Annotated in this window: 12 protein-coding genes; 11 read left to right on the plus strand and 1 reads right to left on the minus strand. The window is 41.0% G+C overall.

Annotation, left to right across the window (positions count from 1 at the left end; genetic code table 11):
* The 11 genes from tssD to AC570I_RS21860 form a co-directional block, all read left to right on the plus strand.
* On the plus strand, positions 1-324 hold a 324-nt coding region (tssD, locus tag AC570I_RS21810; protein ID WP_497406764.1), incomplete at its 5' end, for a type VI secretion system tube protein TssD.
* 315 nt (positions 325-639) lie between these two features.
* The gene (locus AC570I_RS21815; RefSeq protein ID WP_497407184.1) at positions 640-2,478 is read left to right on the plus strand and encodes a type VI secretion system Vgr family protein; all 1,839 of its coding nucleotides are present in this window, start codon (positions 640-642) and stop codon (positions 2,476-2,478) included.
* A 1-nt stretch (position 2,479) separates the two neighbouring features.
* Entirely contained in the window at positions 2,480-2,653 is a 174-nt protein-coding gene (locus AC570I_RS21820; protein WP_497407185.1) for a hypothetical protein, read from the plus strand.
* On the plus strand, positions 2,650-3,687 hold the full coding sequence (locus AC570I_RS21825) for a DUF2931 family protein (protein ID WP_497407186.1): 1,038 nt from the start codon (positions 2,650-2,652) through the stop codon (positions 3,685-3,687). Before AC570I_RS21820 ends, AC570I_RS21825 begins: the two co-directional genes overlap by 4 nt.
* 1 nt (position 3,688) lies before the next feature.
* Positions 3,689-5,101 (plus strand): T6SS phospholipase effector Tle1-like catalytic domain-containing protein, encoded by a 1,413-nt coding sequence (locus AC570I_RS21830; RefSeq protein WP_047797260.1) that lies wholly within the window; start codon positions 3,689-3,691, stop codon positions 5,099-5,101.
* A gap of 9 nt (positions 5,102-5,110) precedes the next feature.
* The gene (locus AC570I_RS21835) at positions 5,111-6,082 is read left to right on the plus strand and encodes a hypothetical protein (protein WP_497407187.1); all 972 of its coding nucleotides are present in this window, start codon (positions 5,111-5,113) and stop codon (positions 6,080-6,082) included.
* A gap of 19 nt (positions 6,083-6,101) precedes the next feature.
* On the plus strand, positions 6,102-6,587 hold the full coding sequence (locus tag AC570I_RS21840; RefSeq protein ID WP_316798439.1) for a DUF4280 domain-containing protein: 486 nt from the start codon (positions 6,102-6,104) through the stop codon (positions 6,585-6,587).
* Positions 6,588-6,592: 5 nt separating this feature from the next.
* Positions 6,593-9,241 carry a hypothetical protein gene (locus tag AC570I_RS21845; protein ID WP_497407188.1) on the plus strand — a complete coding sequence of 883 codons (2,649 nt, stop codon included), beginning with the start codon at positions 6,593-6,595 and terminating at the stop codon, positions 9,239-9,241.
* Positions 9,231-9,851, plus strand: a complete 621-nt coding sequence (locus tag AC570I_RS21850; RefSeq protein WP_497407189.1) for a hypothetical protein — start codon at positions 9,231-9,233, stop codon at positions 9,849-9,851. Before AC570I_RS21845 ends, AC570I_RS21850 begins: the two co-directional genes overlap by 11 nt.
* 3 nt (positions 9,852-9,854) lie before the next feature.
* A complete protein-coding gene (locus tag AC570I_RS21855; protein ID WP_497407190.1) occupies positions 9,855-10,649 on the plus strand; it encodes a hypothetical protein in 795 nt (264 codons plus the stop codon).
* Positions 10,650-10,659: 10 nt separating this feature from the next.
* Entirely contained in the window at positions 10,660-11,358 is a 699-nt protein-coding gene (locus AC570I_RS21860; RefSeq protein WP_497407191.1) for a hypothetical protein, read from the plus strand.
* A gap of 285 nt (positions 11,359-11,643) precedes the next feature.
* Here the strand turns inward: AC570I_RS21860 and AC570I_RS21865 are convergent, their stop codons facing one another.
* Entirely contained in the window at positions 11,644-11,880 is a 237-nt protein-coding gene (locus AC570I_RS21865) for a hypothetical protein (RefSeq protein ID WP_497407192.1), read from the minus strand.
* Between the last annotated feature and the right edge of the window lie 179 nt (positions 11,881-12,059).

Genomic DNA, 12,059 nt, shown 5'->3' on the forward strand with positions numbered 1-12,059 from the left:
AGAGATGTTGACGCCAAAGGCCGTCCGTCGTCTGGTGTTTATGGTGGAACCATTAATATCGAAATCGAGTCGACTGAAGATACTTCGGTAATCGAATCGATGGTGAATAACCAGTATAAGCCACTATCAGGCAATATCATATTCAAAAAAGGAGAAGAAGATGCGAAGATGAAAGAGCTGTCGTTTGAAGACGGTTACATCATCCAATATAATGAGGGCATTGCGGTTAACGACAATACGCCGATGACCTTAAGTTTTGTGGTATCGGCCAGAAAGCTAAAGCTGGGTAATGCAGAGCATGAAAATGACTGGCCAAAAGCATAACCGGTAAATAAAAATATTTTAAGGCGACCGGTTAAACTGGTCGCTTTGTTTTATACAGATTTTTACTCATCATTCTGATTATTATTAATTTTTTAAACGCGCTCCCGGCTGTTTTCATCCGGTCCGGAATTCCGGCAAATTGAAAATATTTAAATGCTCTACCTATGCAAAATCATCTCACCATTCCATTGCTGACACCCATCTGGTTTCCTAACCAGTATCTATATCCCAAATGTGGTTCATTGTACAATGGACTTCTATCTAAAGTTTGCAAGTATTTCATTTGGGGGTTTGTGGTGTAATGGATCGAATACTATGGAAAAGAAACTATTTACAGAAATTAATATAGAAGATAAGGCAATTACTCATTTTGCTTCCTTCACATTACAACAACAATTCAATCATCATCATTATTTTGAACTGCGTTTCAACCATGATCAAATGGGGGCACCCGGACTGATTAATCTGGATGACAGCCGGGATTTTGTAGGGAAAACCCTTACCGCATCTTTTGGATTTAGTCAGGATGGTTTACAGCGATTTTCTGGGTTGGTCACTAAAGTAGAATTGTCGCAAACCCACGGCTATCATGGTGTTTTAATCGTGAGCGGATATAGTCCGACTATATTGATTGATCGTGGTGAAGACCTGGGTTCGTACCTGGATAAGGATTTAAATGAAATTGTGAAGTTAGCTACCCGTGATACTCCGGCAAATGATCTAAAGATTGTCACCAATGCTACGCGTAAATCGCATATCGACTACATCATTCAATATAAAGAAAGTGATTTTGAGTTTCTGAACAGGCTATCGGGCGAATACCACGAATGGTTTTTTTACGATGGAAAGCAGCTGCATTTCGGTAAGCCTGATGAGCAAAAGGAAGTAGCCTTGTTTTACGGCAGGGATGTACAGAATCTGCAGTATGCGATGGAGGTTGCGCCGATTAAAAATAAGCGTTTTGCCTACAATCCAAAAGCCGATGAGGTGTTACAAAGTGAGAGTAGCGGCAAAACTGACGGGCACCCTGATTTGGCACATGCGGTAAAAGCATCGAATAGCATGTACAGTAAAATCTATAATCAGCCGACAATGATCCGTGTTGATAATAGCGAGGATATAAAAAGCCATGTGGAGAACGAGGAAAAGGCTAATATTTCTGGACTTTTAAAAATCACAGCAAAGGGAGACAATGCGGAGTTGAGTATAGGTAGTATTGCGGAAATTACGATGAGTGTAAGGAAAGAGCTGGCTTTTGTTACGGAAAGTTTGGGTAAATTTCTGATAACGGGTATCCATCATCATGTAGATGGAATAGGTAAATATTACAACACTTTTGAAGGTCTGGTATCGGGCACGGAGCGGATTACGGTAAAAAATTACCGGAAGCCCTATGCAGATATGCAGATTGCGGGGGTAGTGGAGAATCACGATCCGGAGGGACTTGGCCGAATCAAGGTGAAGCTGAAATGGGAATGTTTAACGAACGATACTACGGAGTGGCTGAGGGTTGTTAGTCCGAACGCCGGAACAGGCGAGCGTGGATCTAACCGTGGATTTTTTGCCATTCCTGAAATCGGTGACCAGGTGATGGTGGCTTTTGAGGAAGGGAATATTGCCCGCCCTATAGTGATAGGTAGTATTTATAACCGCAGTAATGTGGACAGTGCGCCGCAGATACAAAATCATTTAAAAAGCCTGACTACCCGGAGCGGACATTTGATTGAGTTTGACGATAATGCCAATACACAAGGAATTAAAATTACCGATATCCATAACAATGTGATTCACATTGATACGAAAGGCAATAACATTACGATCACTGCGCTTGAGAATATGAGTTTGAACTGTAAGAATATGCAGATCAACGTTCAGGAGAATATGGATATACAGGTGGGGCAAAACCAGTCGACAAATGCGGGTAAAGATATTGCCACGACTGCCGGAAATAACTATTCGCTGAGTGCGGTTGGTGATGTTTCGGAAACATCAAACAACCGGACGGAGCTGGTAACCAAGGATTTTAACAGGATATCGGACACTTCGAATGAGATTGCGTCGGAAATCAGCCTGTTTAGTGCCAAAGAAAATATGACCATGCAAAGTGGAAAGATCGTTGAACTGAACAGTGCGGAAAAATCTAACTTATTCTAAAATGGCGATCATCAGACAGGCAAAAAATATTACGGTAGCAGTTACTCAGCACTATGAGTTGCGTGTTGGAGTCAAGCTGGAGAAAATCAGTCAGGTAATGAACGTAGAGGCCACATCGGGGAACCTCGCCTTGGCGAGCAACAAAAAAATAGTATCCAGCGGGAATAAATCATGATTTTTAAGCAAAACAGGTATGCCTTGCTAGTGCTGGTATTGCTGGCAATTACAAGTTGTAAAGGACAAAAAATGGAAGAAAAATTTGAGTGGACCGGTACTGTTTCGGCACCAGAAGAATATCCTATGGAGGTTTATAAAGGTGCGATCATTGCACAGGATTTTACTTATGGTTTCGATGCGATATGGGGTACACAGAATACGGGGTGGGGAAATGACGGAGGTATTATGTCGGTAACCGAAAAACAAATGGAGGCACCAGACTCGCTGGCTTTTACCTGGTTATCACTTACGGAAAAGAAATTTTATACGGGCAAATGGAAGCTTGACAAGAGCCGCATTGCGACCTTATTTGCGCAGGGTTTTATTGATGACCGGACGAAGCAGAAGGAAACTTACAAACTGGTTAAAGTTGGTTTAGCGCCGAAAGGGAAGGTGGTTGTATGGTTGAGTGGTGCGGGTTTTCAGACAGAGGTTGGTGCATTTCAGGCCCATGATACCACCATTACTGCCGAACAGGCCTATGATAATGCCAAATACATGTTCAGGCCGGATTTTATTGCAAAAACGTTGGGGAATGATATGGTGATGAAACCGGAAATCAAAGCGAAAGTAGCACAATACGGAATGCCTGATATGGATGTTTATGAGCGCTATAGAAAGAAATATGAGTGGAAGGTAAATGTCTTAGTTCCTGAAGGGGAGAAAGTTTCTTTAGTTTATTATAACTTGTTGAATGGGGAAGAAGAGAATCTTTTTGGTGATGCGCTTAATGGCTATTCGAAACGTGCATTGCCAAAGTATATATCTGTAAACTGGATGGATAAGGCAGGCCAAAGGAACGGCCTGGAGATTAAGCCGGTTGATGAAAAGGAGATTAGCGGCGCTTTTGAGGCTTTGGGTGATGAGTCTCCGATAGATTTGGTGATCAGGTTGAATGAAACCGCAACGGATGCACAGCTTTTATTAAAGAATGCTACACGGGAGGTAAAATTAAACAGTAATAAGGTTAGGATCAATAAAAATCTGGATTGATATGACTAGTGTTCAACTTGGTGCCTACACCCCTAAAAACAATACTGTTGAGTATCTGGATATTAATCTGGGGATATTTTTTGATGGTACGAAAAACAGTAAAACAAATACTGAAGAGCGCCAGAAAAACAGTGCTGCGTTTAATAAATACGGAAAGGATGATGATGAAAGCAGTTACTGGAACGACTGGTCGAACGTAGCTCGTTTGTGGGATCAGTACGATAAGAGCAAAAGTCTTTATATTGAGGGTATTGGTACAGAAGACCGAAAGGAAGACAGTACCATTGGCTATGCTTTTGGTTCGGGTGATACCGGTATCAGGGGTAAGGTACGTATTGGGTGCGAAAAAATTGTGAATGAAAAGATTGTGAAGATTCTGAAAGCGAATGCAACCAAGAAACTCCGCAGTATTACTTTGGACGTTTTTGGTTTTAGCAGGGGTGCAGCTGCAGCCCGCAATTTTGTGTACGAAATAGGGAAATCTGAATACAGGGCCAGTATTGTTGTTGAACCGAGATCTGGGACGATATCGAAGTTCGATTCGGATGGAAAACCAACGGGTCTGGATGTTTTACCCGCTTGCGGTCATCTGGGATTGACGCTGAGCCAGGCGGGATATAAAATTACTGCTAACCAGATCAAAGTGCGGTTTCTGGGGGTTTTTGATACGGTATCATCTTATTCAAAATATATCAGTCCGACTCCAAATTTCAACGATGTTGAGGAACTGCATTTAAATGCGATTGGAAGGGCTCAGGCTGTTGTACATTTTATCGCTGAAGATGAGCACAGGCAGAATTTCTCTCTTACGCGGGTAAACACAGGTAAGGAGAAATCGTTTCCCGGTGTGCACAGCGATGTTGGCGGAAGTTACGATACTGGTAAGGAAGTAAAGGAAGAGCTGGAAACTTCCTGGACCAGTAAGTTTAATCTTGATCCCTTTAAGAAAAACTTAATAGACCAGGCCTGGTATAAAGAGAGTGAACTGGAAATTACCGGAGGTTTTGCGTATTGGGCACTAAAAGGCACCCGTTTTATCAAAAAAGAATATAGTTATATCCCGCTACATTTTATGGGGGAGTATGGGAAAAATAACAGCGCCCCAATTAACCTGCAGGCACTAACAGACAGTAAATATATTATTTCTGATGATCCGTTGCTGGTTAGGGTTAAGGGCTATTTAAAAGACTATGTGATGGGGAATGGAGCGCCTTATCGTTTTAAATCTTTGGCTCAGCTGGATCAAAAATATGCCGGTGCCAGGATACCGGAAAAAAACCTGGCCGAATATCAACAGGAGCGGAAGAAGCAGGAAGACTTACGTGTGCTGAGAAATAAATATTTGCACTGGTCGGCCAGGCGCGAGGGGATAGGCATGGACCCAAATTCGGACGGCAAACGTGTGATTTACTAAATTGAGGAGATGGATAAGACGATTGATCAATTGAATACTTCAGCTAAACTACAGGTTTCATTAATTGATGGGAACGCGATAAATTTCTCACCGAAGCCCCGTTCCCGAAAGCGTTATGGGGTTACGGTCAGGTATTATGAATCAGGTAGTGAGGCGGTATCTAAGCGGATTGATTATCAGATTGAGTTGAGTGTAGAACAGTTTAAGAACGAGCACAAAACCTGGCAATTGTGTTTTGATAAAGTGGAATTATACATTGACAGGCATGAGCCTGACCTGGTAAGTGAGCAGCTGGCCAGCCTTGCAATGGGGGCTATTTTTCCGGTGAAGGTTGATGTGAATAGAGAGAATGAGATTTTCAGGGGGATTGTAAACCATCCGGATATTTTAAGCCGGTGGATGAAGACTAAAGAAAGAATCAGCGATAAATTTGAGGGTGACATTACGGAATTGTATTTGAAAAAGATGGATCAAAAGCTGGCTGACCGCGTGGAGCTGGAATATGCGCTTCGGTTAGACATGTTCTGGAGTGTGTTTTTTCATCCACAATATTTTAAATACGGATCGGGCCTTGATCAAGAGATGAGATTTAGTTTTCCTGCTGTTGCTTACCGGAATCTGGTGTTTGAAGGCCGGCAATGGATCGATCCAGTATATACCGATTATGGAACCTACCATGTGGGTTTCCGTTCGACGGAAATGCTGACTGAGGATTTACGTTTTCAACTGCGCGCGAAGATGGCTAATGAAATGCGTTTAGAGGCCCAGTGGGATTTAGACCAGGCCGGCGGTTTGCTTAAGCATGCCACGGTAAACTGGAACCTGCTTAATGGCAGGGAAAGCGAGAAGCGGATTGTCTTCTCTGCTTATGAGATGGAAACCAGGCAAGAACCCGTGAATGGACAGCTTTTGCAGGAGAAAGACGAGGAGATGTTGGGGGAGGTAAAGAAAAAAGGTTTTTGGGCAAGATTAATGAGTTGACAATTAAGCTAGAAAAGGTATGTCGCAGAAAGAAATAGTTGTTCAGGGAGCCACCTGCCAGTGTAAATATGGTACGGCTCCTGACAAATTGAAGGTGCTGACCCAGGAGAAGCACTATGTAAACGATATGGATGGCGGGCAGAAACTAATTGCCTCGCACGTTGATATCGGGATGACCTTTGAGAAAAATACTTTTGGGCAGTGTAAGCTGCAGCCAAATGGGGGCGGTTATAATCCTTGTGTTCCGGCGCTCACAGAATGGAAGGAGCAGTATAAAGATATGGTGCTGATTAACAGCGGGCAGGTTTTGGTTGAAGATAGCAAAGGGGTATGTTCGATCAGCGGATCGCCATGCATTTTGATCACGAAAACAGGACAAAAGGGGCAGCCCTCACAACAAAATGTAGATAATGCGGATGAGGATCAGCAGTCGCAGATCAATCCTTTGGTTAACATGAAGGAGCTGAATAAACAATCGTTTTACGAATTTTTAAATGCCGAATAAGTAACATGGCAAGAGGAATAAAAAAGTGTTATTGGAAAACGACAAACGGAACGATCTACACTGTAGCTGAGGGTGGGGAATATCAGTTGAATGCCGATGAGCTTAATGAATTTTATGTTGATGAAAGCTGTATCGATGATAGTAGTAAAAATAAAAAAGCTACTGTTGATGGTGCAAGATGGGCATTTATATACAATGGTTTTTTTCCTGCGGTGCAGAAAAGTAATGATAACTCACTTTGGGGTAATCTGACAGGGGGTACTGCGCCTGTGAATAAGTGGGGGTTGGGTACGAAATACAAAACCGGCAGCAGCATCAGGTTTGCACCGGCCGGAGATCATTTTTATTTCGGTTTTAAGCAAAGAGTCGAAGTCTTCAGTTTTGAGCCTGGCTCAGGTTTTTATTTCTACATTGTACCTGTTACCAAATCCAATATTTTATATGCTTATTTTACTGAAAGTGAACGGATACGACGATATGGAGAGACCATACCTTACCAGATTGCCTTTCACGGTTATAATTTAGAGAAGGGTAAAGACTATAGCGTAAAGATGTATCTTTTAGAGAAGCCGACAGGGGCTGGTTTACATGAAACGAAAGATTTTGAAGCGCATAATGTATGGGAAAAAATCAAAGTTTTTGATATTCCCCGAACTGGCGGGGGTGATGACTTTAATGTGCGGATGAGCGGGAGTTTTCCAATTGACATTGCCTGGAAAAAGGGGGAGAACCGGGAGAAAGAATTTAGTCTTGTTGTAGAAGTTTACCGGAAAGATAAAAACGGTCAAACACTTATTAAGACGAAGAACTTTGCGGCGGAGCCTACTATGGATCTGGTGCAGTATGATCCTACATTACTTCAGTTGAGGGATCTTGATAACAAGCCATCGGAATCGAGCAGGTTTATCGTTTCTTCCGAGTTAATGGATCAATATTTAAAGCGCATGGAGGCCCAAAAAGCTAATCAGCTTCAGTTTATCGGTGATATCAGGTACACCCATAAAGAATTTGATCCTTGCGGGTATTCGACGATTACGGTAAAGAGTGACGATACCGAATTGATTATATTTGATGAGGACGCCGCAGATAAGGTTATTGACCGGACTTCACAAACCTTCGATATTATTGCGGGGGATGCCAGGAAAGAAATTAGTATTAAAGTTGGTAAGCTTACTACAAAAGGAGTGTTATGTAATGGTTTACTGTTGGAGGCCGGACAAAAACACGCGGATCAAAAGAATCTATTTCAAGTGGATAAAGTTCAACCCGCATTGAGGTTAAACGGTGGGGTGTACATTACACAACCTGATATTAGTCAGAAAGATGATCAGGATGTTCAGCCGGATACTGCAAAGGGTTTATCCAATGATGTGAGTGAAACCCAGGATTGGCAGCTAAACCGCGATTATAAATTTACCGGGGATGATGAAGCGATTTTGATGTTGCGGTATGTTTATAATAAAACAGTACTGGAAAACCTGCAGAGTAAGGTTTCAACTCAAAATAACAGTGCTATAAATTCACTTTGGGTATTCAATTACTTTATTTTGAACGAACAGGTCTCACAAAGTTATTTTCTTCCTGTGAGTACCTGTCGTTATCCTAACCAACTGGTTAAGGTGAGGTTGTTCCCAGATGTTGAATGGGAAATTGCTTTTATGGTTACAGTTGGAAGAGGTTATAGTGGCAAGATCAGATATGAAAGGGAACGGATGGAGGGGCATCACCGGGGATACGACTTTAAATACCTGAAAGATGATTTGCACGTGGAAGCGACTCAAACTTCAAATCTGGGGTGGTCATTGAAGGGGAAATGTGTAGAAAATGGCAATGAACACACCCTGGGGCTTGAAAACGTAAAAAAAACTATCGATACTGCTGTATATGCATTTGATATGGTGCATGAAGGATTGCAGGTATTAAATCCACAGGGAGGTGTTGGACAGAGCGCTGCGGTGAGCAAAAGGGTGATTGAAATTGATTTTGCTATAGATCCGCCGAATCTTGGTTTTGCTTTAGGCTGGAAATTTGGTGCAGCCAGTACCAAAAGTATTGTACCAATCTATACTGGCGGATTGAGGGCAGACCCGCTAATCGGGTTAACTATTTCGGTTGACCTTGTACCGTTGATCGGAAAGATCCCATATGTAGGTGCCATTGTGCGTGCAATTATCAGTGTTATTGAGTATTTGTCGGATTCGGACATTTACATCACATTCGAAGTTGCGCAAGCTGTGAAGGTAAATTTAAGTTTATCTTATAATAAAATTGACGGTTTCAGGAATAAGGGACAGCAAAAGGTTGAGTATGAAGTAGCGATCACTATAAAGGCAGGCTGTAAGAGTAACGATGTGATTATGATTCCGACTGTAACCAGGGGAGGGGTTACAGAAACTACTGAAATGGAAAAATGGAAAGTAGAGGGAGCTGCCAGCACCACCTTTACTTTTACTGAGGAAGTAGGGTATAACCTGAATACTGGTAAACAATACAAAGAATCGTCAGTGGTGTGGAATCCAGCAAGCATTACCATAACCTGTTATGAACTTTTGCTATCAAAAGTTACCTATAACCCAAGTTATTCGAACAAGATGAAACTATTTGACGATAAAACGCTTTATAAATCTGGTAAAATCGAATTAAATGAAAAATAGTATATTAATCACTTTTATTGCATTGTTTTGCCTGTCGGGCTGCGATGCTCAAATCAAAAAAAATCCAAAATACCTGGGTTCGAAATTTGGAAACTTTAATTTGGATGCTGTAACGTTTGCTGAGAATTTAGACACATTATTTTCAAAGTCGACAGGCTCTTTTAAACGGAGTGAGAAAGGCAACTCGTCAGCTGGTGGTATTGTCGGTTACCAATATTTTTTAAACAGTAAAAACAATCAGGGTTTAAAAGTTTATTTCATTGATGAGCAGTTTAACGATGTTAAGAGCCAGTTTATTTCGGATCAGACCGGGAAATTTGCTGCGCTAAAGCTGAGCCTGGTTAGTGCGAAACCTATAGATATTTTATCGAAGATTAACCAGAAATATGGAAAATATGAAGTAAAACTTAAGATCAAAAATGCGCTTCATAATTACCAGTGGGATACACCGAAAAAATACATTTCTCTAGCCTATTCAGATAAGATGGAAGGTGAGGGCTATCTCTATTATCTGTTGATTACTGAAAAGAAAAGGGCTGATAGTAAGTTTGATATATCCCGTTTTTCGAATCCTATCCAGTTGTGTTTAGATAAATCCTGTAAAGAGTAAATTATGTATCATAGTTATCAGCATCCTTTATACGAAATTGAAGTCAGGTCGAGAAATTGCCGTGTGGAACTCACTGTTAATGATATGCCCTGCTTTAAGAGTGATGAGCAGGGAGGGGTGGCGGTGGACTGGCCTGTAAATCCAAATATTCTTTCGTCAGGAAGGCAATCATTCACAATTACAAGCAAACCCTACGAAGGCGATGATTACATTCATAAGAGTGCCAGTTTATCACTGAAGGTTTATGTTCGTGATGCATTTGTAAATGATAAGCCCAGAACATTGGTGATAGAAATGCCGGAGGTTGCTTTTTCCATTAAATCTCCGAGTCAGACTTACGTTTATGCCGGTAATTTCGATGCTTCAGTTCCTTATCATCAATTGGGTTGGCAATCGTCGGTGCTGTTGATAGAAGAAGACAAAGAGCGAATAATAAAGGAGGTTGGATTAATATATGATGAGCTGCTGGACATATTTAGAAACAGGGACTTAAGCAGTTACCTTCTGTTATGCCATGAACGACAGGAAGAAGTATTTAATTCATTCTACTTTAAGGGGCCATTGGATGAGAAAAGGCAGAACCGCCTTATTCCAACTTTACCCGGCCTATTGATGAAGACACCCTATCAGGATTATCACTTATCTTTCCACGGATCAGGAAAGGTAGTAGGATTATCCTTGCCATCGAAGCCATGCGGCTTTTTATTCTATTCTTCGGAAGATCAAAAAAATGCGGTTTTGGAGATGGCTCTTTTTCACAGAAAAAGTCCGGGAGCAAAGCTCACATTAATCAGGTAATCATCGAGGAATGAGAATTAAAAATATTTTACAGGTCGTATTTTATTATTCTTTAGCATTCCGGGGATACATAATCATTTCCCTTATATCTTCTTTTTTTCTAAAGTCATCGAGTGCGTATGCAATTGCCTCTACAAATGACGGTTTTCAGTTGACGATATTTCAAATTGAATACTATTTTCTGGTCGCTGTTTTGTTCGCCTTCAGGCCATCCCGTTTTCGAGGCGTGATTATGAGGAGTTATTTGGCAGAGCAATCGAAAGAATTCGATAAAACAACATTTTTCCGGATCGTATACATTGGCGTCTTGCTTGCTGTTTTCGGTATTCCATACTTGCTGTTCAAAAATGCTATTCATGATATACTGGCTGACGTTATGAATACAAACCAGTATATTTTAGATCATACTTATTTATTGCTCATATCACTTTTTTTCCTGCTACTTAATTTTTTAGATCTTTATTACAGTATGAGTGAAGCAGCGGCAAATGCTAAGAACAATTTGTTCAAGGGTTTATATACTATGGCATTGATTATTCCGATTGGTTTAATTATTTATTTGATCTCTATGGCTCTTGGTTTGAAACCTGATGTGTTGGTGGTTCTTTGTCTGTCATTTAATCTTGCTTTTTTTTACCTTAGTTTACAAGTTGTCTGGGGGGGCAGAAAGGCTACATATCAAGTTAAAAATCATTTATCTGTTCACTAATATGGAGATCACATATGGTATACTTCTTTACGCGAAATACCCTGTAATAAAGCAATTTTGGAAAGAACAGACAGAGGATACCTGGAGGACGAAATTGAAATCAAAACATCGCCGAGATTTCTTTCGCAAGGCAATAAGGCAAGCCTTAAAGTCTTTGACGCACCTGGTAGCATGGGCTGTATGGTTGTGTTTGTGCTGGTGATTTCAGCTCTATTTTATTTATCGCGGCAAAGTTACCAAGGTTTATATTGGGGGCTATGATAAATCGGTAGAAGAGATTGTTCACTATGTTGCACTATTCAGGCGGTAGCTATCTTTATTATTGTTAAAATCGTGATCGTATGACAGGTATGGATAAAAAATACACACCCTGTAGCGAAATGCTACACTGTTTCTAATCAGCTGTTTAGTATTCACGTTTGTGGAATACTTTTTTTGAATTAAATTAATCCTTCTCCAGGCTACCAGAAACATAATGTGAGAAGCATTTGATGGCGGTTTTTCGATTATTAAACTAATCATTGGCTTTACTAGGCGCTCATAATGAGTGTGATATGTCGGTGTTTGGCCTGATCTTTGGACGTGTTTTGATGCCGGCGGATGCTGTGCTAAATCAATTTTTATTTTAACCTTTAAATTTTAAAACTATGGCTTTCAAAGCTAGATTAAATTTTTCAGGCAAGGAGTACGATGTGCTTCAT

The sequence above is a fragment of the Pedobacter sp. A2324 genome (assembly GCF_059693705.1).